This window comes from Hydrocarboniphaga sp. (assembly GCF_965279055.1).
Classification (GTDB): Bacteria; Pseudomonadota; Gammaproteobacteria; order Nevskiales; family Nevskiaceae; genus Hydrocarboniphaga.
The window spans coordinates 1,874,524-1,897,304 of record NZ_OZ257125.1 but is presented as its reverse complement, the minus strand read 5'-3'; the positions used below and the strand labels follow the sequence as shown (position 1 = coordinate 1,897,304).

Genomic DNA, 22,781 nt, shown 5'->3' with positions numbered 1-22,781 from the left:
GAATTCGATTGGTCGACGGCCCGACGGCGCTTAAAAACTCCGGCCAATGAACCAGTACAGGCCGAGAGCGACCAGGGCCGCGGCGACGCCATCGACGACGATGGGACGCGGCAGCGCAAGGCTGAAACGGCGCAGCACTTCCACCAGCGCGAGCAGCACGAAGACGACCGTGAGCTGGCCGATCTCGACGCCGAGATTGAACCCGACCAGCAGCTCGGCCAGCCGGTCCTTCGGCATCTGGAACTCGAGTAAACCGGCTGCGAAGCCGAAGCCATGGATCAGGCCGAACACCATCGTGACGACCAGACGCAGACGGCCCGCGTCGCGCAGATGGCCTGAAATCATCAGGTAGTTGACGGTAAACAGCGCCGAGCCCAGCAGCAGCAGCGTCGGCAGCGTGCCGAAGCCCGCAAGCTTGGCGAGAATCATCGCCAGCAGGAAACCGCCCGACGCCAGCGCCACCCGGCCCGGCAGGCGCGTGGATACCGCGATATTCTCGGCCCCGATCAGCGCGATGGTCAGCGCAACCAGGGCGTCGATGAACTCGGCATGCGGCCGCAGGATGCCGGTCACCGCCAGCGCCAGCGTCACGCTGTGGCCGATCGTGAAGCCGGTGATGACGAAGACCAGGTCGCGGGTGCGGCGCGAGATCAGTACCAGCCCCAGCAGGAAGGACATGTGGTCCACGCCGGTAAAGATGTGCATCAGCCCCATGTGCACGTATTCGAAGAAGCCGGCGTTTTCCAGGCCCTCGCCTTCACCTTCGAGTTCCAGCGTCTGCCTGTCCTGCGTGAACATCTGCTCGACGAAGCGGCCATCGGCTTTGTCGATCTGCGCCAGATTCACATGCGAGGCGATCAGGTCGAAGAATGCGGAAGCGTGCAGCTCGATGCCGTCGGGCCCGGGACAGCGGAACGTGAACTCGAAGCGACGAAACTGGTCGGTCGCCCGCACCGCGCGCGGCTTGTCGACCTTGCAGTCGCCGGCCTTGGCACTGACGGCGATGTGCCTGGAGAAATAATCCAGCAGCAGCGAATCCGGCGGCTGCACGCCTGGGGTTTCGGCCAGGCGTATGGTTTCCGTCAGCGGCACGCTGTATTCGAGACTGACTTCATCGCCGCTGACGCGCCAGACGCTGTGCGATTCGCTCTTGACGTGTGCCTGCGCGACACCGCTACCGAGCAGCAGCAGGGCGCACGACATGCCGCGCCAGCTGACTCTCCGCGACATCAGTAGTCTCCGGCCGTGATGATATCGGCCTTGCTCCGCAGGTAGCCGAGCGTTGCGTTGCGGGTCTTCTGTTCCGCCTCGGTCTTGATGTCGCTCCACACGCGCAGGCGCACCGCATCGAAGTCCAGCCCCTGCGCTTTCCGTCGGTGCTTCATGTAGACGATGTGCAGGCCTTCGGCATCGCTGACCGGGTCGGATACTTCGCCGGCACCCAGTTTTTCCGCCGCGGCATAGACCTTGGGATCCAGATTGGCGGCGGCCGCGAAGTCGAAGATGTCGCCGACGTCGATCTGATTGCCCTGCATCAGTCGCCTGGAATCCTGCAAGCCATTGGCGTTCAGGAACGCATCGTCCGGCACCGCGCCCTTGCGCAGCTTGTCCACGATGGCACTGGCCCGCTGCAGCTTCTGGTCGCTGGTCTCGGCGTCTTTGAAGTTCAGAATCAGATCGCGCAGCTGCATGACGCCGACGCTCGAATACTGCTCGCGATGCTGCGCGTAGTAGGCCTTCAGTTCTTCCTCGGTCGGCTGCTTGGCGAGCACGTCGGCGAACATCTGCAGTTCCACGCCGTTGACCAGGGCTGTGCGTACATCCGGATCGTAGCCGGGCAGATCCACTTCCACGCCGCGCTGCACCATCAGTTCCTCGTCGACCATATCCTTGAGCACTCGGGCGCGCTGCTCCGGCGTGGTCTGATCGAACGGTATGGAGAACTGGGTTTGGACCTGGATGATGAAGTCGCTGCGGTAGATCGGTTTCTGGTTGACCAAGGCGATGTCTTCGGGCGGCAGTCCACGCGTGGACGTGCCCTTGGCGGTAAACAGTCCATAGCCGGCAATGCCCAGCCCCAGCACCGCACCGATCGCCAGCAGCGTGAAGGAGCGACGACTGTCCGCACGCGAGAAATCGAAGAACGTATTGGAGTCAGCCGAAGCTTCGCCGGGACGCGTCGCGGGACTATTCATGATGCGAGATCTCATGGAGGTAAACCGCCAGCGTGCGGATTTGGACAAAGTCGAGTTGCCCGATCCAGGCAGGACACAGCGCACGACGGCCGTCATAGATGGACTGGTACAAGGCGGCGCGGTCACCGCCATAAAGCCAGTTGCCGCCGCGACCATTCAGCGGCGGCGTACCGTAGTCGGATACGCCGTAGCCATCGGAGGCATGACAGTCGTAGCAATTGCCGGCGCCGAAATACAGCGCCTGGCCGCGGCTGGCGCCCTGCTCGTCATGCGGCTGCTTGCTCATCGCCAGCAGGTACTCGACGGTGTCGGCGACATCCTGCTTGGTGAAGCGACCGCTGCGGCCGAAGGCCGGCATCTCCGAGATATTGTGGGCGCGCGGGTGGCCGGAACGGATGCCGTAGAGGATCGTGCTCTCGATATCGGCGATCGAGCCGCTGCCGTACAGCCAGACCTCGTCCTTGAGGTTCGGCGCGCCCTTGCCCCTATCCCCATCGAAATGCGGGCCGTGGCAGGCGGCGCAGTGTTGCGCGTACAGCCCCGGCGCGCGCTGCGCGACGAAAAGCCGCAGCGCCGGATCATCGAGTATCTGCGCCTGCGAAGCCTGCAGCAGCGCACGCTCCAGCTGCGCATTCCGGATATGGCGAACCATCCAGATGCCGAAGCTCGTCATCACCAGCAGCGCCACGCACAGGTAGAGCGCGCTCCGCGAGAGCATCTTCGGAGCGGCCTTCATCAGACAAAGCCGATCCAGCGACCGGTGGCGACGACCCCGATCCACAGCGCCAGCGACAGGCCGCCGCTGAGCCGGACCGACAACGGCGGCCGCTGGCCCTGGTCGAGGCTGGCGACGTCGCGTCCGAAGATGCGGTGGAACACCACGATGTTGATCATCGCCAGCAGCAGCAGCGCCATCTTGGCCTGGAACGGCCACTTGCCTATGTAGTCGCTTGCGTGCGAGGCAAACAGCAGCCCGCCGGTGATGAGCGCGCCGACGAAGGCGCCGCGCGTGAACGGCAGCACCTCGTCCAGCAGTTCGCTCACCGAGCGCGTGCGTGAGGCGATGCCGAGCAGGCGCAGATCGACGATCGCAATCGTGCCGACCATGACCGCGATCATCAGCACATGCAGGCATTCGATCGCCGGGAACAGGATCGTGCTCTCGCGCACCGCCGTGCCCAGGCTGGAGTTTTCCAGCGCAGTGAAAAGGGATTGAAGGGACATGTCAGCCCTCCATGCTGTAGGCGATCCAGCGGCCGGCGAAGACGATGCCGACCCACAGGAACAGCGACACCACGGCGAGCAGCCGCCCGCCGAGGCGAAGCGCGGCGTTGCGTTCCCAGAACAGCGGATCGCGGCGCAGCCCCTGCTGGAACACCGCCGTCACCAGCAGCACGGCAATCAGCAGGACCATCTTGAGCTGGAACGTCGAGTTCGGCAGCGAACGGCCCGGCTCGGCGACAATCAGGATCGCACCCGAGATCAGCAGCACGACCACCGTGCACCACACCCACGGCAGGAAACGATGCGCCACCGCCGCCGTCGGCTGGCCCGACATCGCCAGACCCAGCACCCGCAGGTCCATCATCAGGATCGCGGAAATCACCACGGCAATCGCCAGGATATGCAGCGTCTGCACCGTGGGAATCACCCACGTAATGGTCTGAAACGTCAGACTCGCCGGCGTCGTCGCCAACCAGCCGGAAATGCTCTCAAGTGACATGGTGTCCTCGGTATTTTAGTGAGCGATGCGGATCGCGATAGCGCTCCTCGCGCTCTGGATCCGGACTGCAGACTAGCCACCGCAATACGGGGTCGAAACGTAATTTACGGTTCTTTACGCTGCCCCTTTTCTGCGCCGAAGTTACCGCCTGTTAACGCCGTTGTTAACGCGTGGGTGCAAAGAAATGTAATGATTTTCCCAGCGGAACAACCGTGTCGCGCACCAGCGCCAGCTGGATTCATCCGAACGTGCCACGCCAGAACACCGGCCGGGTTACGGCATCGTTATCGGCTGGAAAAAAAACCATACCGCCGCGCCGGACGACAAAATCGATCGCATCCCCTGCGTCGATAAGAGCGGCAAGCAGTCGACTGGTCGTCAGGAGGAAACACCGGCGTGGATGCCGGTCGCCGGCTAGCCGCGCCTGGGATCGAAGGAATGGCGATACCGGCTGCGCGGCGCCAGGCCCAGATCGATGCGCAAGCGCTTCACGCCGGCCACGAACCCGATCAGCGACAACGCGATTCCGCCTAAGGAAAACGTGATCACGACGATATCCCACAGCGGCCGGCGTTCCCACAGCCACAGCAGGTCGAAGGAATGCAGGCCGTTGTAGAGCCAGCGATACACCCGGTTGACGCGGGTACTGCGTTCGATGATCTGGCCGCTCGCGGGATTCAGGTGAAACCAGGTGTGTTCGGCGTCGTCGAACTCGACGCGGATCACCGGCAAGGGTTTGCTTGCGTTCTCGGGATGCCGCGCGAAGTAGTAATCGTCGTAGCGCTCCATCACGCGTGCGCTCGATAAATGGGCGTGAGGCATCAATTGCGCCGCGCGCATCAGCATCGCTTCGGCAGTGGCAGCCGGCGGACCGGCTCCGCCATCCGCGGGCCGCAACTGCGTGCGGCCGTCGCGCAGTGTGACGAGGTAGTACGGCCGGCTGTCGTAGTGCATCAGCTCCGCCTCGATCGCATCGACGCCGACGAAGCTGGGAACCGCGAAATCTCCCGGTGTCAGCGCCTTGCCGCTGTACACCAGCCTTTGCGCCGCCGTTGGTGAACGCGGCGGATTGATCTTGCCGGGATTCATCGACAGCAGGCCGCTGAACACCCAGGTCAGCGCGAACAGGCCAAACGCCAGGCCGGTGATGTGATGCCAGCGCATCAGGCCGCGATAAGGGATCGACGACTTGCCCGGCTTGGGCCGGCGTTTCCAGCGCAGCAGGCCGATCCAGATGCCGCTCACGGCCAGCGCCGCACCGGCTCCCGACAGGATGTCGACCATCCAGGCCCAGGCTTCGGGATAGCGACGGATCACGGTCGGATACAGCCAGTGGGTAACTGCGGCCGCATAATTCAGGAGGCGCTCCTGGCGCCGGCTGTCGCGCACCACTTCGCCGGTGCTGGAGGACACGTAGAGCTCGGTGCCGTCAGCGTCGTCGAGTGCGATCCGATGCAAGGGACGATGCGCGTTGAGCCCGCTCGACACACTCCACTGATCGGTCTGCACGGTCTCGACGAGCTGCGGCGACACGGCCCTGCCCGCAAACGCGCGTCGGGCAAAATCACCGGCGATCTTCAGCGCCGTATCCGCATCGACCGTCGGCAGCAGTCTGCCGTCGTCGGCGAACACCGCGCGCGGTTGCGCGGAGCCGCGTGGCTGCACGATGTACTGCGGCCTGCCCAGCAGCATCGCCAGACGGATACCGCCGACCTCGCCCACCGCGGCTGCCGGGTTCGCGACCTCGTTCGCCAGATTGCGCGACGGGGTGCCGACGGTGCCGAAGTCGCCGGCGCGCAGCGTCGCCAGGGCCTGCGCGGGCGAGAGCCTGGCCGTCGAGAAATCCAGCGCCGGCAAGGCGGCAAGCCGCTCACCGCGCGTCAGCTGCGGGAACTCGACATACATCATGAAAATGCCGCTGACGAACCACAGCACGAAGAACGCGCAGAGCACGATGCCGGCCCAGCGATGCGCGATGAACAGCGGGCGTTTCCATTTCATGCCTGAGCTCCGAGCCTTAGAACTCGTACTCGACGCCCAGCTCGGCACTGCGCGGATCGGCAAAACGCTGCATCAGGCCGCCGCCCGCCGCCGACAGCACGTAGTCTTCGTCGGTGAGATTGCGGCCACGCAGCGTGGCACTGATCTTGTTCCAGCGGCGCGTCAGGCTCGCCTCCACGGTCGTGTAGGCATCGAGCTGGATGCCGTTGTTGTTGTTGGCCTCGCGCTCGCCGACGTGCCGTACGGAGGCGCGTGCCCGCCAGACGTCCCACTCGCGCATGATCGACAGACCCGCGACGATTTTCGGCACATTGGGCGGCGTGTTGCCGTCGCGCGAAACCACGCCGGTGCCAAGATTCTCGTTGAAGTCCTTGAACTCCGCGGTCCAGGTCCAGGCCACCTGGGTATCCACGCTCCAGCCGGTTGCCGGACGCATCGCCAGTTCGAACTCCGCACCCTGCGACACCTGCGCGCCGATCTGCGAATTGATGCGAACGCCGTCGACCAGCTCCGAGGTCAGCAGGTCCTTCTTCTCGATGTCGAACAGCGCCAGCGTCATGTCGCTGCGGCCGCCGAACAGGCTGGCCTTCAGGCCGGCTTCGATCTGCCGCCCCTTCTGCAAACTGAATTCGTCCTGCGCAGCGGTCAGGCTCACCAGCTGCGAGACCGGCTGCGCGGCGTAGCTGTAGCTCGCGTAGACGTTGACCTGCGGCAGCAGCGTGTAGACCGCGCCGATACGGCCGGTCAGCGGCTCGTAGGTCTTCGAATAGGGCGCGGCGCCGATGTAGGACTTGCGATCGACGTCGATCGCGTCGTAGCGCAGGCCGCCGATCAGCTTGAAATCGCGCACGAGGTCGATCACGTCTTCGACGTATACCGCGGTCGTGCGCGTGACCACGTTGACCGTCTTGGCCGAACGCACCTGCGGCCCATAGCCGGGATTGAAGTCGGTCAGCGTCACGCTGGCCGGCGTCGGCGACGCCGGCACATTCGGCTGGCCGCTGTTGCGATCCTGGTCATTGTCGTCGTACAGGGCGCCGATCAGAAACCGGTTGGCGCGGCCGAACAGGCGGCCGTACCAGCGCAGGTCGGTGCGATTGCCGAGCTGCAGGTCATTGCGATAGATCAGCAGGAAGCTTGCGCGATCCACCATCTGCGTGCTCGGGTTCCAGACCGTGCTTTCGGTATTGCGCCAGTCGAGCCGCTGGGTCGCGGCATAGGTTTCGTTGCGCAGGCTCCAGGCCGGCGACAGCCTCGACTCCGTGATCAGTCGCGTGAAACTGTTGCGGCCGATGGCGAAGTTGTCGAAGTTGTTGTAGTTGAGCCGGCGCGTGCCCGGCGCAATGCGCGCGTTGACGAGCGTATCGGTCGCGGTATTGGCGCGGCGCACCGCCTGCTCACCGTTCTGGTCGATCACCGCGTCGTAGACCACGGGCGTGCCGTAGTAGCTGTCGGAATCGTCTTCGAGAATCGTGGACGACAGCCGGAAGTCGGTATCCGGCGTCGCCTGCCAGCGCAGTTCACCACCGACGGCGTCGTACTGGGCACCGCTGCGATCGACGTAGCCGCCCTCGTGCCGCCGCGAGACATCGGCACGGAACGTGAGCTTGTCGATCGACGTGGGCCCTCCGGCGCCGACCGCAAGGCCATAGTTGTCCCAGGCACCGGCGCTGAAACGCGCCTCGCCACCGAACCTGTCGCTGGCCTGCTTCGACACGTAATTCACCGCGCCGCCGACCGCGCCTTCGCCGTACATCAGCGAAGCCGGCCCCTTGAGCACCTCGATGCGATCGAAAAGGAAACTGTCGAGCGGCCGCGACGACTGCGACGAGGTGTTCTGGCGGATGCCATCGCGCATCACGGTGATGTCGTTGCCGGTGAAGCCCCGCGTGACGTAACTGGGAATCGAACCCGAGCCGATGCCGCCGGTCATGCCGACCGCGGATTCGATCGCCTCCAGGGCGGTGCGCGCCCCGGCAAGCTGCATGGTCTCCTGCGTGACGACGGAGACGCTGGCCGGCAGCTCGCGCAATTCGAGGCCGAGGCGCGAGCCGGTTTCGTTGACCTCGTCCAGGGCCAGACTATCGCTCGCTTGCCTGGTGCCGGTGACCATGATCGCGTCGAGCTGCGTGGCCTGCGTGTCATTGGCGGCGATGGCCTGGGCTAGTGCAGAGGCGCTGCTCATCAGCAGCAAGCTGGCAAACAATCGACTGAATCGGTTCATGTGCGTTCTTCTTAATTATTTATGGGGATGGTCGAGCTTCGGTGACCGTCGTTGGCGACCGCGAAACCAGGGCCAGGCGAAGACCGGGCCCTTGCGTGCAATCGCTTCATCTCTCTCGTGCACAACACCGGCGACTATCGCGCGGCGACGGGACTATCCCTAAAAATTTTCAGCGGGTCAGGTTATTTACGGTACCCAGCCACGTTACCGATTCCGGCAACGTATCGAGCCAGTGTTCGGAAACGTTAAGCAGCGTGTTAATCGGGTAAATAACGCGATACGGCTGCACATCTGCTTTATCATCGACGCCGCCGGAATCGTGAATTTCGCTCGCGCGCATGCGCATGTTTTTGTGACGGGAGCCAAGGATCCCGATCTTGTGCATCGATCGGCTCAGGTTTTCGCTTGACCCGCGGAAACTGCGTAATGCCGCTCGCGCACGCCGATTCGCCCTTGTTCCCGGCACTCAGATGCAACGAGGAAAAAAACTGCCATGAACCATCCTGCTTCTCCGTTCGAGACCGCGCCGCCGTCTGCGCGCAGGCTTCTGGCCAGCATCGCGATCGCAGTGGCCGTGGCGGCGCTGGTGCTGCTGCTGTTCGTATTGCCGGCGCAGTACGGCGTCGATGCCACTGGCCTGGGCAAGAAGATGGGGCTGACGGCGATGAGCAATCCGTCGCGCCCGCTGGTGATGCAGGACGTCATCGGCGGCAACGACCACTATCGACAGGCGCCGGTTGCGGCGAGCGATCAGCCCCTGCCCCTGCCCAACCCCGCGGTCTCACAGATCAAGCCCGAGCCGCCGCAGACCCGCACGATGCAGATCAAGCTGCCGGTCGGCGGCGAGACGGAAATCAAGGCGGTGCTCGATGCGGCGCAGGTCATCCTGTTTTCCTGGAAGTCCGATGCCGACATCTACACCGACTATCACGGCCACGAGCCCGATGCCGGCGACTCGTTCGTGCGCTACGAAGAGCAGATGTCCGGACATGCGGGCAACGGTTCTCTGGTCGCCCCCTTCAGTGGCGAGCACGGCTGGTACTGGGTCAACATCTCGGATCGTGACGTGACGATCGAGCTGACCGTTACCGGCTACTACAAGGAGATCAAGGATTACGGGAGGATCAGGTGAGCCCGCGAATGGCCCGCGGCGTCAGCGCCCTCGCCGCGATATCGCTGGCGGTTCCGGGCCTGGCCCTGGCTCACGGCGTGGCCCAGGGAGACGCCAGCTACCTGCAAAGCCTCCGCGGCGTACACGTGTTTCCGCTGATGTACCTCGGCGCCAAGCACATGGTCACGGGCTACGATCACCTGCTGTTTCTGGCAGGTGTCATGTTCTTTCTGCACCGGCTCAGGGACGTGGCCACCTATGCCACGCTATTCGCCATCGGTCACAGCACGACGCTGCTGCTGGGCGTGCTCGGCGGGGTGCACGCCAATGCCTACCTCGTGGACGCCATCATTGGTCTGTCGGTGGTCTACAAGGCGCTGGAGAACATCGGCGCATTCAAGCGCATGGGGCTGAACATCAACAGTCGCGTGGCGGTGCTGCTGTTCGGCTTCGCGCACGGCTTCGGCCTGTCGACCAAGCTGCAGGAGCTCGAGCTGTCTCGCGACGGACTGCTCGGCAACATCGTGTCTTTCAACGTCGGCGTCGAACTCGGCCAGATCCTCGCGCTGACGTTCATTCTGCTGGCATTCCAGCTTTGGCGCCGTAGCCGCTCTTTCCAGCACGGTGCCTATGCGGTCAACGTGATCATCATGAGCGCCGGCTTCGTGCTGTTCGGGTATCAGATCGCGGGATACTTCATCGCCGCGAATCGGGTACTGCATTCCTAGCCTCCGGCGCACCCTAAAGGTGTAAGCGACGATTCCCGGGATTCCGCGCTGGTCGTTGAGCAAGCCGATCGGCTGCGCCCGCTTGATTGCTAATCCCGGCTCGTGTGCCGACGCCAGCGAACCCGCTTCGCGGCCCGGACGGTCCCGGATCGAGCGCCCATCACCGCCGCCAACCGGCTCGTCAGCATCCGGCGGTAGCAACCGCTATCGCGAGATCGCCACTGCCAGCATCGATGTGCCGTCGGCGCCAATCGGGTGCCGAGCTGCGACTCTGCAAATTTTGTCAGCAGCGCTTGCGGGCTACGCAAAATTGCGTGTAGTTCGCAACCCAGAAATTTCAGGCTAACGCCGACGAACTCCATCTTATACAGCCAGTTAGCCTGAGGCACAGGAAATGGCGCCCATGTTGCGCGCCCCGGTGTACCAGCCCGTCCCCATGGGCCGAACATCGGAGACAACATGCGCGGCGCCAGCAGAAAACCCGAACCGGGCTTAGAGCCGTCGTGTGGGCTGCGCGAGGCGGATACCGCACCGTTTGCAGTCAAGACCGATCCCACCCACGCCCCGACTGATCATGAAAAGGCGCACGCAGCGGCGCCGACGCCCTACCCCGCAAGCACCGATACCGGACGCCACGCCGGAGTCCGGTTTGATCTTGCGCGAACGACCCAGGCCGACTAGCCGTGCCTTCCTCCCTGCGAGTCGAAATCAACCAGGCCCTTCCGTATCGGGTGGTGCTGATCCATTGGGTGAGCGTGGCGCTGGTACTGATCGCGGCAAGCGCGGTGCTGAGCCGTGAATTGATCGAGGATCGCGGTATCCGCACGGCCTTGCTCAGCGTGCATCGAAGCGCTGGACTGCTGGTGTTCGCGGTGACCTGGCTACGCCTGCTGATATCGCCATGGGTCGTGCATCGCAATGCCATCGATCCGAACCTGTGGCGGCGCTCGGCCGCGATGATTTCGCATCTCGTACTTTATGGCGCACTCGTCGTGATTCCGCTGCTTGGCTGGGCTCAGACATCGGCCAGCGGCAAGCAGGATTCCTTCCTGGGTTTGTTGCCGTTGCCGGCAATCGTGGCCAAGAACCGCGATCTCGCCGAGACCCTGCAGTCCGCGCATACCAATGCCGCGATCGTGCTGCTGGCGGTGATCCTGCTGCATTCGGGCGCCGCGCTATGGCATCACTTCTTTCATGGTGACGCCACTTTGAAACGAATGCTGTCTTCGCGTCGCAGCTTGCTGGATCAAGGCAACAAGACTTAGGCCCGGTCGAAACAAAAGGGGATGTCCATGTTCAAGAATTATCCGCACAAGATTGCACTCCTGGGGTTGTTGGCTTTCAACCTGATGGCGCTGTTTTCGTCACCCGCCAACGCTCTGCCCAGCTATGCCCGCCAGACCGGCGAGGAATGCGCGGCCTGCCATGTCGGCAGCATCGGTCCACAACTGACCCCGCATGGCGCCAAATTCAAAATGGAAGGCTATGCCGATGGCAAGTCACCGTCGTGGTACGTGCCTTTGTCGGCCCAGGCCATTGCCGGCTATACCAATACCGCCAAAGGCCAGGAAGGCGGTGCGGCACCGGGATTCTCCAGCAACGACAACAAGAACCTGCAGGAGGCGTCGGTATTCGTCGCAGGCCGTGTCGCGGAAGGCCTAGGAACCTTCATGCAATGGACCTATTCCGATGTGGATCGCCACAGCTCCTGGGATCAGGTCGACGTGCGCTATGCCAGGACGATCGACATCAGCGGCAAGGACACCATCATCGGCGTTTCCTTGAACAACAATCCGACGGTGTCGGACCCGTTCAATACGCTCATGGTCTGGAATTTCCCCTACACCAGTTCGGATTTAACGCCCGGATATACCGGGACACCCATCCTGAGCGATGGCATTTCGCAGCAGGTACTCGGACTGACGGCCTACACTCAGTGGAACGACTGGATATATGCAGAGGCCGGCGCCTATCACAAGCTAGGCAGCAAATTCCGCGACGATATGGGCGTAGAGGTCGACGACCAGATCGCCATCAATGGACTATCGCCGTATTTCCGGGTGGCGGTAAATCACTCCTTCAACCACCAATATGCATCGCTCGGATTTTTCGGGCTCGACACCAAGCTGCAGCCCGATCCGGCCAACCCGGCCGAGGACAAGTATCAGGACTTCGGCGTCGACGGCAGCTACCAGTATCTGGGTACGCGCAAGCACACCTTCACCGCCAATGCCCGATACACGCACGAAAGCCGAACGCTGAACGGGACCTTCGACGCCGGTGGTGCGGACTCGGCAAAGGGGCATGTGTCGGAATACAACCTCAACGGCTCGTACTACTACCTCAATACCTACGGCGCCACGATCGGCGCGTTCGGCACCCGTGGCAATACCGACGCAACGCTGTATGGCGAGGACAGCGCCTCCGGGTCACCCAGCACGACCGGCATGATCTACCAGCTCGACTGGACTCCATTCGGCAAGGAAGGCTCGTGGATGGCGCCCTGGGCGAATCTGCGCCTGGCGCTGCAATACACCACCTACAGCAAGTTCAACGGAAGGTCGTCTGACTACGACGGCAACGGACGTAGTGCTTCCGACAACGACACGCTGTTCGCCTGGATTTGGCTCGCAATATGAAACGGCCGTTCGGCGTTATTTTGATCATGGCGATGTTGCTCGGGGCATACGCCCCGGCAACGTTCGCCGATGCCGGGAACGGCGCTGACTCCTTCGACTCCAACTGTGCCGAATGCCACAGCGTCGCGAATCCGCTTCGCAACAAGAAAGGTCCGGGGCTGTTTGGTATCTCGGGCCGGCCCGCCGCGCAATTGGCGGACTTCGACTATTCGGACGCGCTCAAAGCATCAGGTATCACCTGGACAAAAACCACGCTCGATGCGTACATCAAGCATCCAAAAGGCCTGGTCCCAGGCGGCAAGATGAAATTCGACGGCCTGGACGATGCGAAAGAGCGCTCGGATCTGATCGAATTTCTAGAGAGCCGTAAAAAGGACTGAATGCGTGCTGGAACTGAATCTGTTGGAGCGCACTGCCAAGCGTGGTGCAAGCCGCATCGATCTGCAGGATCGTGAGTTCCGGCTGCTCGAGTATCTGTTGCGCAATGCCGGCAATGTGGTGACCCGGCGCGTGGTCTTCGAGCATGTCTGGGAGTATTTCTTCGATCCGCAGACCAACATCATCGAAGTCCACATCTCGCGCTTGCGCGCGAAGGTGGATCATCACGATGACATGCCGTTGATCAACACCGTGCGCGGCATCGGCTATCGGCTGGGGGCCGCCAAGAAGTAATGAGCTACCCCGCTTCACTTGATTTTTTTGTTTCAATTACAGAGGCGAACGATGAGCCATTCCCTTGATGGCGCGACACGCTTGGGTTCAGTACAGAAGCAACGACGGCTATTGCTGCGGATGGCGGCTTTGCCGCTTCTGCCCTTGATCCTGGTGACCGCATCCACCTGGCGCGGCGGCGGTATGTGGCATGAGGGCATCGAGAGCTTCGGTTTGCTGCTGATTCTGGTCTGCGTGCTCGGCCGTGCGATGTGCACGCTGTACATCGGCGGCCGCAAGAGTGCCGAACTGGTGACCATCGGGCCGTATTCTGTGTCGCGCAACCCGCTGTACTTTTTCTCGCTGCTGGGCACCGTCGGTGCCGGCCTGATGTTCGGCTCCATGGTCGTGGGCGGCTTTTTCGGCTGCCTCTACTTTCTGGCGTTCGATAGGCTGATTCGTAAGGAAGAGCGTTTTCTGGATCTGAGTTTTCCAATGCAGTTCGCCGCCTACTGCGCCGTCACCCCACGCTGGCTCCCGCGCTGGCAGCTTTGGAAAAGCGTCGATGAAATCGTCGTGCGTCCGAAGCTGGTCTTCAACACGCTACGTGACGCCACGCTGTTCATGCTGACGGTTCCGCTTTTCGAAGCGGTCGAATGGCTGCAACAGTCCGGCTTGTTGCCGGTGTATCTGCGACTGCCTTGAGCCGCCCGTCGCCTTATCGGCGGCGGCGCTGGAACGGGTCGAAGGCCATCTGCCGGTAGGCGCGTCGTCGTCTGCGGCGATTGATCCGTCGGCATTGTCACTGCGGATGCGATCGGGGATTGCCCTTTATCAACAGCTGCCTTGCGCAGCTGACTGTGGGGACTCCAGCGCGAGCCCAGCTGCGACCACCGCATTATTCCGCCTGACGCAATATTGAAGTGCCAAGGTCGGTGATTCCGCGCCGGGCATCGATGGCTCAAGCTGCATCGGCGGATCGGGGATGGCCCCGGTCCACTCGATCAGGATCCATCCCATGAAGCTCTATCATCACCCGCTGTCAGGACACTCGCATCGTGCGCTGCTGTTCGTGTCGTTGCTGGATCTGCCGCACGAGGCGATCGAAGTCGATCTGAAGTCCGGCGCCCACAAGCAGCCGGCGTTTCTGGCGCTCAATCCTTTCGGACAGGTGCCGGTGCTCGATGACGACGGCACCGTCGTCACCGACTCCAACGCGATCCTGGTCTATCTCGCCAAGAAATACGGCCGCAGCGACTGGCTGCCCGAGGACGCGGCCGGCGCCGCCGCGGTTCAGCGCTGGCTGTCGGTGGCCGCCGGCGAGATCGCCTACGGCCCTGCCGCGGCGCGGCTGGTCACCGTGTTCGGCGCCAAATTCAATGCGGACGAGGTGATCTCCCGCGCCCACGCGATTCTCGCCAAACTCGAACTGCATCTGGCCGGTCGCGACTGGCTGGTGGGTGATCGCCCGACCATCGCCGACGTCGCGGTCTACAGCTACCTGGCGCGCGCACCGGAAGGCAATGTCGACCTGGCCGGCTATGCCCGCGTCAATGCCCTGCTTCGCCGGATCGAGGCGCTGCCCGGCTTCGTTGCTTTCGTGCAGACGCCGGCCGGCCTGTCGGCCGCCTCGTGATGGCGTGATCGCAGGCGATCGATGTCGACGGAGTAACGAAATGAGCGACGCACAAGCGAACAGAAAACTGCCGGTATGGCACGCCGGCGAGAAGGCGATCCAGCAACAAGTCGGCGTCGCCGAGCGCATGGAGTCGGTCGGCCAGCGCGTCGTTCGCGATTTCATGCTCGACCAGCATCGCGAATTCTTCGCCCAGCTGCCGTTCATCGTGCTCGGCAGCGTCGATCCTCAAGGCCAGGCCTGGGCGACGCTGCTCGAAGGCCGGCCCGGCTTCATCGCCTCGCCGACACCGACGAGCCTGGAGCTGCGCGTGCATCGCGATCCGCATGATCCGGCCAGCGACGGCATGCGCGCCGGCGAAGCCGTCGGCATGCTCGGCATCGAGTTGCATACGCGGCGGCGCAATCGCGTCAATGGCGTGCTGCGCCGCGTGAGCGACGACGGCCTTGGCTTCGAGGTTGATCAGAGTTTCGGCAACTGCCCGCAATACATCCAGCTGCGCGACCAGGCCTTCGTTCGCGATCCTGCGATGCCGGTTGCGGGCGAGGTTCATGCGGGCAAGGAACTCGACCCGCAGGCGCGCCGCATGATCGAGGCGGCCGACACCTTCTTCGTCGCCTCCTATGCCGAGCGCGAAGACCGCCGTCAGGTCGATGTGTCGCATCGCGGCGGCAAGCCCGGCTTCGTGCGCGTGGCCGAAGACGGGACGCTGACCATTCCGGACTTCGCGGGCAACCTGTTTTTCTCGACGCTCGGCAACATCCTGCTCAACGGCAAGGCCGGGCTGGTGTTCGTCGACTTCAGCAGCGGCGATCTGTTGCAGCTCAGCGGTGAGGCCCATGTGATATTGGAATCGCCGGAAATCGCCGCATTCCAGGGAGCCGAAAGGCTATGGACCTTCCGCGCTTCGCGCGTCGTGCGCCGGCCCGGCGCACTGGCCTTGCGCTGGACGTTTCAGCGCGACGGCTGGTCGCCCAACTCCCTGATGACCGGCGACTGGCAGCAGACCGCGGACCGGCTCCGCGCCAGCGAACTCGCGCAGCAATGGCGGCCGTTCAAGCTGACCCGGATCGTCGACGAGAGCCGCTCGATCCGCTCCTTCCATCTGCAAGCCGACGATGGCGCCGGGCTGTTGCCGCATCAGGCCGGCCAGCACCTGCCGGTTCGGCTGCGCCTGGCCGAAGCTGAACCGCCGCTGCTGCGCCACTACAGCCTGTCGGTCGCGCCGTCCGACGGGCTGTACCGGATCAGCGTCAAGCGCGACGGCGTGGCGTCGCAGTATCTGCACGATCGCGTCCGTGTCGGCGATCGCATCGAAGCCCGCGCACCGCGCGGCGACTTCAGGATCGACGCCCATCAGTCACGCCCGGCGGTGCTGCTAGCCGGCGGCGTCGGCATCACGCCGCTGCTGGCGATGCTGCGTCACCTCGTCTACGAGGGCCTGCGCACGCGCGGCATCCGTCCGACGATGCTGTTCCATGCGGCTCGCAACAAGGCAGAGCGCCCGTTCGACGCCGAGCTGGCGGAGCTGGTGCGCATCGCCGACGGCGCCATTGAAGTCGTGCGGGTACTCGGCAGCGCCGAGGGTGCCAGCGCGGGCGTCGACTACGACGAGCAGGGCCGCATCGACATCGCGCTGCTGAGCCGCTACATCGAGCTAGCCGACGATCACGATTTCTATGTCTGCGGCCCGGCGCCATTCACGCAGGCGCTGTACGACGGCCTGCGTGATGCGGGCGTGATGGACGAGCGCATCCACGCGGAAGCTTTCGGCCCTTCGTCGCTGGTGCGGAGGCTGGCGTCCACGGCACAGGCGACGCCGCGCACGCCCGCATCCCTTGCACCGGTCACGGTGATCTTCACCGACTCGGCGAAAGAGGCGCGCTGGACGCCGGGCTCCGGCAGCCTGCTCGATCTGGCCGAAGCGCGTGGACTCGCGCCGGAGTTCAGTTGCCGGGCCGGCACCTGCGGCAGCTGTCGCACCCGCCTGCTCGCAGGCTCGGTCACTTATCTGAAAGAGCCGACGGCGGCGCGCGCCGACGACGAAGTCCTGATCTGCTGCGCGGTGCCCGCCGAACCGGGAGAAGACGATGAAAATCGCATCCAGCTTTCGCTTTGAGCGGCGGCATCGGCCACCGGCCGCCGCGGCGCTCGGCCCGGCGCTGGCCGGCATCGCGCCGCCGCATCGTGAAAAGCCGCTGCCGGACCGATATCGTTGCATGCTGGAAAAAGATCCATCCATCCAGCCGCAGACCTTGGCCGGAATGTTCTGGTAGCGGGCGCACACGGGGAGCAGTAGACGATGGATCGATGGCAGGCGATGCGCATCTTCGTCAAGGTCGCAGAGACCGAAGGCTTTGCCGATGCGGCGCGCCAGCTGCACATGAGCGCGCCGGCGGTGACCCGCGCCATAGCCGCGCTGGAGCAGATGATCGGCGCACGGCTGTTCGTCCGCACCACGCGCTCGGTGAAGCTCACCGACGCCGGCCGCCGTTACTTCGACGACTGCCGGCGCATCCTGGCGGACATCGTCGATGCGGAGGCCGTCGCAGCCGGCACCTACGGCACGCCGACGGGGACCCTGGCGGTGACCGCACCCGCGCTGTTCGGCCCGATGCACGCGCTGCCGATCGTGATGGAGTATCTGGATACCTATCAGGCGATGACCGCGAGAACCTTCTTCGTCGACCGCGCCGTCAACATGATCGAGGACGGCATCGACGTGGCGATCCGCATCGGCCACCTGCCCGATTCGGGCTTCACCGCGATACCGGTCGGCTCGGTACGCCGCGTCGTCTGCGGCTCGCCGGCCTACTTCGAGCGCCACGGCGTGCCGACCTCGCCTATCGATCTGAAGACGCATCGCATCGCCGCGTCGACCAGTGCCTGGGCCTCGCCCGAATGGCGTTTTGGCCAGGACCAACGCATCACCCTCCACCCCAGCCTGCTGTGCAACACCAACGAGGCGGCGATCGGCGCGGCGATCTCCGGCTGGGGGCTGACACGCGTGCTGCACTATCAGGTCGGCCCCGCGCTGCTCGAACGCAAGCTGCAGATCGTCCTCGCCGACTACGAGGAGCCGGCCCTGCCGGTCCACGTGCTGTATCCCGACGGACGCCATACCTCGGCCAAGGTCCGCGCGTTCGTGGACCTGGCGGTTGCGCGCCTGCGCGGAAATCGCATCCTCAACTGAGCCGCTCGCAGCCGCGCTAGGCCGAATCCGCAGGCTTCTCGGGTTCGCGCTTCAGCGCCTTGCCTTTGGTCCGGGCAACGCGGCGGTTCTCCTCGGAGGCCGCCACGGGATTCTTCAGCAGGGTTCCCGAATCGATGCGCGAGTGCGGATAGCGCGTCGCTCCGTACTCGAACGCAGTGCCGCTTTCTCTGTCGGATAGTTCCGACTGTGTGCGCTTGGTCTCTTGCATCGTCGACTCCAGATGGTGTCCCGGCAACAGGGCGTTGCGACAGACTCAGGCCGTGGGCGGCTCGGCGAACACGATTTCGACGCGACGGTTCATCTGCCTGCCCGCAGCCGAGGCGTTGTCGGCCGTCGGCGAGGCTTCGCCGTAGCCCTTCACCGTCAGGTTGGATGCGCTGACGCCGAGTCTGACCAGCGCCGACATCACCGACTCGGCACGCCGCTGCGACAGCGCGGCGTTGTAACTGTCGGAGCCGACGTTGTCGGTGTAGCCGTCGATGGACGCGGTCTGCTGCGGATTCTTTTTGAAGAACTCGGCGAGCTTGGCCATGTTGCTGGCGCTGCCCGGGAGCAGATCGGCCTTGCCGGTGTCGAACAGCACGTCGCCGAGCGTGACCATCATGCCGCGCTCGGTTTTCTTGGCGTTGAGCAGCTTGTACTGCTCTTCGAGTGCGGCGAGTTGCAGCCGCGTGGCTTCCGTCTGCTGCTTGGCCTGATCGGCTTCCACGGTACGTGCGTCGAGACGCAGCTTGTCGCGTTCGGCGGCGGCGCCGTCGCTGACCTGCTGCGCGGCGCGAGCGGATGCGGTATCCATCGCGACGGTGATTTTCTGGTTGGCGACGTAGGCAAGATGATCGACTTCGGAGGTCTTGGCTTCATCCTTCAGCGCCTTGTCGGCAGCGCCCAGCGCATCGCCGGCCTGCTGCAGTTCCTGCGGCGCCAGCTTGAGCACCTGCGGGTTGGCCTGCGCGGCCTGATAGTGCTGGTGTGCCTGGTCCAGGCCGATGTTGCGCGGCGGCGCCGAACTGCAGGCGGCAACGGCCAGCGCCAACGAGGTGAGGGCCAGCGTCTTGTAGTTTTTCATGATGATCTCCGGTGTCGCGTATCAGTTGGACGTCTTGCGGCTGAGTTCTTCGCTGAGCACGCGTGCCGCGTCCTGCGAGTCCCTGGCGGCCTTGGCGGCGGTCGCCGACTGCGCGCGCGTTACGGCGACATCGGCGTCGATCTTGGCTTCGTCGGCGAGCCTGCCGGCGAGCGCATAGTCCTCGGCCTTCATTGCCGCCTGCGCGGCGGCGAGCTTGTCCTTGGCCAGTTGCAGCTCCTTGGGCGCGGCTTCGCTGATGCTGGTCGTGCTGGCCTGCTCGACTGCGGCGCTGGCCACCGCCATTCTTTCGGTGGGTTTGGGCACGCTGGCGCAGGCGCCGAGCAGTGACGACGACAAGGCCAGCGCCAGCAGCAAACGCGGCGCGCACGCAGACCGGCCGCGAGGCCCGGTGTGACGATGGAAGTGGGTCATTTGATTCTCGAAAATGGCGGCACGGCGCCTGGCCTGAGATCAGGGTCGGAGCTTTTGTAGTGCTTGACGAGCCGCGCGCCAGATGCGAAAGGTCGATCTGGTTACGAGTTCAATCTAGGCGCATCGCGGGTACGGCCGCTGAATGGACTTTCGCCTCAGACGCATTGCCGGACGCGGAGCGTCCCGGTCATGCACGCAGCCGCTGTCTCAACAGCTCGGCTTCGGCACGAATCGCGGAGACGGCCTCGGGCTGCATCCGGTCGAGGTTGCGCACCTGCATCACCAGCCGTGGATGCGCGGCGAAGCGTTGACGATGGCGCGCGAGGAAATCCCAGTACAAGGTGGTGAACGGGCAGGCTTTCGGGCCGGTGCTCAGTGCCGGATCGTAGCGGCAGCCGCTGCAGTAGTTGCTCATTTTCGCTATGTACTTGCCGCTGGCGATGTAGGGCTTGGAGCCCATCAGGCCGCCGTCGGCGTGCTGGCTCATGCCGATGCTGTTCGGCAGCTCCACCCATTCGACCGCATCGACATAAACCGCCAGATACCACTCGTGGACCTGGCGCGGGTCGACGCCGAGCAGCAGGGCGAACAGGCCGGTGATCATCAGCCGCTGGATGTGGTGCGCGTAGCCGTTGGCGAGCGTGTCTTCGATGGTGATGCGCAGGCAGCGCATCTCGGTCTTGCCGTTCCAGTAGAACGGCGGCAGCGGCTCGTGCGCGCCGAGCGCGTTGTCGTCGAGGTATTGCGGCATGTGATGCCAGTACAGGCCGCGCACGTACTCGCGCCAGCCGACGATCTGCCGCACGAAGCCTTCGACGCTCGCCAGCGGCGCCTGCCTGGCGTGCAATGCGGCGACGGCCGCGTCGATGACTTCGCGCGGCGACAACAGCTTGAGGTTCATCGCCGCCGACAGGCGGCTATGCCAGAGCAAGGGCTCGCGATCCCACATCGCATCCTGGTACGGGCCGAAGTCGGCGAGCCGATGTTCGACGAAATCCGCGAGCGCGACGCGTGCCTGCTCGCGCGTCAAGGGCCAGTCGAAGCCGGCAAGCGAGCCAGGATGATCCGGGTACTGCGCCTCGACCAGCGCCAGCACGTCGCGCGTGATCGCGTCGGGCTCGAAGCGGCGCGTCTGCGGCACGAAGCCAGGGCCCTGGGCGCCGAAGGACCGGCGATTGTCCGAGTCGTAATTCCACTGGCCGCCTTCAGGCTGGCCATCGGCGCTGATCAGCAGGCCGCTGCGGCCGCGCATCCAGCGGTAGAAGTGTTCTAGGCGTGGATGCGTCCGGCCGCGCATCCAGCTGTCGAAGTCGTCGCGGGAGCACAGGAAATGGCGATCGGCGCGGACATCGAACGGCAGCCCGACAGACGCGGCCACCTGCTCCAGATCGCGCGCCAGCCGCCATTCACCGGCTTCGACCCAGACCAGTTGCTGCGGCTGCAGCGCGGCGACCGCCGCGCTCAGCGCCTCGGCCAGCGTCGTGTGCGGATGCGCGCCGCTGGCCTGGTAGTCGACGCGCCAGCCGCGCGCTTCGAGCGCAACGCGAAAGTGGCGCATCGCCGCGAGGAAGATCGCGATACGCGCCTGGTGCGTCCATACGTAGCGGGACTCGGCCGGCGCCTCGCACATCCAGACCCGGTCCCTGCCCGGCTCGAAACCGTCGAACGCGGCCGAGTCCAGGTCGAGCTGGTCGCCGAGCACGACGACCAGGTTACGGACCGTCATTTGCGCCGTCCGGTGGTTTCGCCGTGCCGCGTCGGGCGCGACAGGCGTCGGAGCAATAGCGCACCTGGTCCCAGACCTTCTCCCACTTTTTTCGCCATGCGAAAGACCGGCCGCAGACGGCGCAGGGCTTTTCGGGGAGATGCGGCTTGCGATGCCTCACAGCCCGCGGATCACACCGCGGTGCTTGCAGCAGCCCGAGCGGCGGCATCGCGGCTCGGCAAGGTGAAGCGGAAGATGGCGCCGCGTCCTTCTTCGCTCTCGGCTGCCACGGTTCCGCCATGGGCCTCGGCAAAGGTCTTGACGATGGTCAGTCCCAGGCCCATTCCGCCGGTATCCAGCGCATCGGTTTCGCCCTTTTCGAACACCTTGCCGATCATGTCGGCGGCAATGCCGGCGCCGGTGTCGACGACGATGCATTCGACGGTTCCGTCTTCGCCGGTCGAGGCCTCGATCGAGATTTCGCCGCGCGGCGTGTAGCGGATCGCGTTGGAGATCAGGTTCTGGAAGATCCGCTTCAGAAAGTCGGCATCGGCGTAAACCACCAGATCCTCCGGCACGCGATTGATCAGCTGGGTGCTGCCGGTGCCGGCGACCGGATGCAGATCGTGAACCAGCGCCTCGACGAAAGGCCACAGGTCGAACTCGCGCCGCTCCAGGCGCACGCCGACCTCGGTCTGCAGATTGGTGTTCTCCTCGAGCACCTTGCCGACCAGCTTTTCGAGCTGGTCGACGTTGCGGCGCAGGGCTTTGAGCATCTGCGCGGTCTTGCCGCTGGCATCGCCGTCGGCGACCGTCTTCTCCAGTACCCGGCCGACGAGTGCGATCGCATTCAACGGCGTGCGCAGGTCGTGCGCGACGAAGGCCAGATATTCTTCACGCCGCTGGCGCACATCCAGCGCGCGCTGGGTGGCGTAGGTCTGCAGCGCCAGGCCGATCGCATGGTCGAACACGCGGTTGACGATGTGGAACGGCCGCCCCTGCAGCTGGATGCCGCTTTCGTCGGCGAGGTCGTGAATGCAGCCGCGAAGGATGTTGTATTCGGCGACGACCTCGCCGATATCGAAAGCATCCTGCACGCGCTGCAGGCCATGCGACGTCGAGCTGGAGTTACGCAGCATCTCGGGAATGCTGTCGTCGCGCCCGGCCAGCAAGGCCGCTTCCAGCTCGACCAGCAGACCGGGGATGTGGTCGTTCAGGGTCGGCACGTCGAGGTGCCGGGCCGAGGGCAACTCGCGTATCTGCGCACGCCAACGCCGCATCACGGTTTCGCTGCTGTCGGCGAGCAAACCGGCCAAAAGCGTCAGATCCTTGATGACGTTCACTCCATGCCGGAACGGATGCAATCCACGGCGCGACAAGACGGTGGGCCGATCATACACGCCCGCCCAGGCCGTCCGCTGCCGCGCCCCAGAACCGCCTGCCACACCGTGGCGGC

The 22,781-nt window shown here is 64.4% G+C and carries 24 protein-coding genes and 1 pseudogene; 11 read left to right on the top strand and 14 right to left on the bottom strand.

Annotated elements, in window-relative coordinates:
* Positions 1–30: 30 nt before the first annotated feature.
* The 8 genes from ACQZF9_RS08590 to ACQZF9_RS08555 all read right to left on the bottom strand — a co-directional run bounded on the left by ACQZF9_RS08590 (position 31) and on the right by ACQZF9_RS08555 (position 8,528).
* The gene (locus ACQZF9_RS08590; RefSeq protein ID WP_428312822.1) at positions 31–1,230 is read right to left on the bottom strand and encodes a HupE/UreJ family protein; all 1,200 of its coding nucleotides are present in this window, start codon (positions 1,228–1,230) and stop codon (positions 31–33) included.
* Complete coding sequence (locus ACQZF9_RS08585) at positions 1,230–2,195, bottom strand: peptidyl-prolyl cis-trans isomerase (RefSeq protein ID WP_428312821.1); 966 nt, start codon at positions 2,193–2,195, stop codon at positions 1,230–1,232. Before ACQZF9_RS08585 ends, ACQZF9_RS08590 begins: the two co-directional genes overlap by 1 nt.
* A complete protein-coding gene (locus ACQZF9_RS08580) occupies positions 2,188–2,931 on the bottom strand; it encodes a c-type cytochrome (protein ID WP_428312820.1) in 744 nt (247 codons plus the stop codon). Before ACQZF9_RS08580 ends, ACQZF9_RS08585 begins: the two co-directional genes overlap by 8 nt.
* Complete coding sequence (locus ACQZF9_RS08575) at positions 2,931–3,419, bottom strand: DUF6644 family protein (RefSeq protein WP_428312819.1); 489 nt, start codon at positions 3,417–3,419, stop codon at positions 2,931–2,933. The genes ACQZF9_RS08580 and ACQZF9_RS08575 overlap by 1 nt, the downstream gene beginning before the upstream one ends.
* A gap of 1 nt (position 3,420) precedes the next feature.
* Positions 3,421–3,918: a DUF6644 family protein gene (locus ACQZF9_RS08570; RefSeq protein ID WP_428312818.1), complete on the bottom strand. Its 498-nt coding sequence runs from the start codon at positions 3,916–3,918 to the stop codon at positions 3,421–3,423.
* 414 nt (positions 3,919–4,332) lie between these two features.
* The gene (locus ACQZF9_RS08565; protein WP_428312817.1) at positions 4,333–5,919 is read right to left on the bottom strand and encodes a PepSY domain-containing protein; all 1,587 of its coding nucleotides are present in this window, start codon (positions 5,917–5,919) and stop codon (positions 4,333–4,335) included.
* Between the two features lie 16 nt (positions 5,920–5,935).
* Entirely contained in the window at positions 5,936–8,143 is a 2,208-nt protein-coding gene (locus ACQZF9_RS08560; RefSeq protein WP_428312816.1) for a TonB-dependent receptor, read from the bottom strand.
* Between the two features lie 169 nt (positions 8,144–8,312).
* Positions 8,313–8,528, bottom strand: a complete 216-nt coding sequence (locus tag ACQZF9_RS08555; protein WP_428312815.1) for a hypothetical protein — start codon at positions 8,526–8,528, stop codon at positions 8,313–8,315.
* Positions 8,529–8,636: 108 nt separating this feature from the next.
* Here ACQZF9_RS08555 and ACQZF9_RS08550 point away from each other — a divergent pair, with 108 nt between their 5' ends.
* The 11 genes and pseudogenes from ACQZF9_RS08550 to ACQZF9_RS08500 all read left to right on the top strand — a co-directional run bounded on the left by ACQZF9_RS08550 (position 8,637) and on the right by ACQZF9_RS08500 (position 18,101).
* Positions 8,637–9,275, top strand: coding sequence for a hypothetical protein (locus ACQZF9_RS08550; protein WP_428312814.1), 639 nt, complete (start codon positions 8,637–8,639; stop codon positions 9,273–9,275).
* Between the two features lie 8 nt (positions 9,276–9,283).
* The gene (locus ACQZF9_RS08545) at positions 9,284–9,982 is read left to right on the top strand and encodes a HupE/UreJ family protein (protein ID WP_428312813.1); all 699 of its coding nucleotides are present in this window, start codon (positions 9,284–9,286) and stop codon (positions 9,980–9,982) included.
* Between the two features lie 683 nt (positions 9,983–10,665).
* Complete coding sequence (locus tag ACQZF9_RS08540) at positions 10,666–11,247, top strand: cytochrome b (protein ID WP_428312812.1); 582 nt, start codon at positions 10,666–10,668, stop codon at positions 11,245–11,247.
* A 27-nt stretch (positions 11,248–11,274) separates the two neighbouring features.
* Positions 11,275–12,621, top strand: a complete 1,347-nt coding sequence (locus ACQZF9_RS08535; RefSeq protein ID WP_428312811.1) for a cytochrome C — start codon at positions 11,275–11,277, stop codon at positions 12,619–12,621.
* Positions 12,618–13,001, top strand: coding sequence for a c-type cytochrome (locus tag ACQZF9_RS08530; protein ID WP_428312810.1), 384 nt, complete (start codon positions 12,618–12,620; stop codon positions 12,999–13,001). Before ACQZF9_RS08535 ends, ACQZF9_RS08530 begins: the two co-directional genes overlap by 4 nt.
* 7 nt (positions 13,002–13,008) lie before the next feature.
* Positions 13,009–13,293, top strand: a pseudogene (locus ACQZF9_RS08525) (winged helix-turn-helix domain-containing protein); the annotation flags it as partial.
* 51 nt (positions 13,294–13,344) lie between these two features.
* On the top strand, positions 13,345–13,977 hold the full coding sequence (locus ACQZF9_RS08520; RefSeq protein WP_428312809.1) for a methyltransferase family protein: 633 nt from the start codon (positions 13,345–13,347) through the stop codon (positions 13,975–13,977).
* Between the two features lie 313 nt (positions 13,978–14,290).
* A complete protein-coding gene (locus ACQZF9_RS08515; protein ID WP_428312808.1) occupies positions 14,291–14,908 on the top strand; it encodes a glutathione S-transferase family protein in 618 nt (205 codons plus the stop codon).
* A 40-nt stretch (positions 14,909–14,948) separates the two neighbouring features.
* A complete protein-coding gene (locus ACQZF9_RS08510) occupies positions 14,949–17,027 on the top strand; it encodes a pyridoxamine 5'-phosphate oxidase family protein (protein ID WP_428312807.1) in 2,079 nt (692 codons plus the stop codon).
* Complete coding sequence (locus ACQZF9_RS08505) at positions 16,999–17,184, top strand: hypothetical protein (protein WP_428312806.1); 186 nt, start codon at positions 16,999–17,001, stop codon at positions 17,182–17,184. The genes ACQZF9_RS08510 and ACQZF9_RS08505 overlap by 29 nt, the downstream gene beginning before the upstream one ends.
* Positions 17,185–17,210: 26 nt before the next feature.
* On the top strand, positions 17,211–18,101 hold the full coding sequence (locus ACQZF9_RS08500) for a LysR family transcriptional regulator (protein WP_428312805.1): 891 nt from the start codon (positions 17,211–17,213) through the stop codon (positions 18,099–18,101).
* A gap of 16 nt (positions 18,102–18,117) precedes the next feature.
* On the opposite strand, the gene ACQZF9_RS08495 is transcribed toward ACQZF9_RS08500, so the two are convergent.
* The 6 genes from ACQZF9_RS08495 to ACQZF9_RS08470 form a co-directional block, all read right to left on the bottom strand.
* On the bottom strand, positions 18,118–18,330 hold the full coding sequence (locus tag ACQZF9_RS08495) for a hypothetical protein (protein ID WP_428312804.1): 213 nt from the start codon (positions 18,328–18,330) through the stop codon (positions 18,118–18,120).
* Between the two features lie 45 nt (positions 18,331–18,375).
* Positions 18,376–19,188, bottom strand: coding sequence for an OmpA family protein (locus ACQZF9_RS08490; protein ID WP_428312803.1), 813 nt, complete (start codon positions 19,186–19,188; stop codon positions 18,376–18,378).
* 21 nt (positions 19,189–19,209) lie between these two features.
* Complete coding sequence (locus ACQZF9_RS08485; protein ID WP_428312802.1) at positions 19,210–19,620, bottom strand: DUF4398 domain-containing protein; 411 nt, start codon at positions 19,618–19,620, stop codon at positions 19,210–19,212.
* Between the two features lie 187 nt (positions 19,621–19,807).
* On the bottom strand, positions 19,808–21,346 hold the full coding sequence (locus ACQZF9_RS08480; protein WP_428312801.1) for a cryptochrome/photolyase family protein: 1,539 nt from the start codon (positions 21,344–21,346) through the stop codon (positions 19,808–19,810).
* Positions 21,333–21,506: a DUF2256 domain-containing protein gene (locus ACQZF9_RS08475; protein WP_428312800.1), complete on the bottom strand. Its 174-nt coding sequence runs from the start codon at positions 21,504–21,506 to the stop codon at positions 21,333–21,335. The genes ACQZF9_RS08480 and ACQZF9_RS08475 overlap by 14 nt, the downstream gene beginning before the upstream one ends.
* A 10-nt stretch (positions 21,507–21,516) precedes the next feature.
* On the bottom strand, positions 21,517–22,668 hold the full coding sequence (locus ACQZF9_RS08470) for a sensor histidine kinase (RefSeq protein ID WP_428312799.1): 1,152 nt from the start codon (positions 22,666–22,668) through the stop codon (positions 21,517–21,519).
* Between the last annotated feature and the right edge of the window lie 113 nt (positions 22,669–22,781).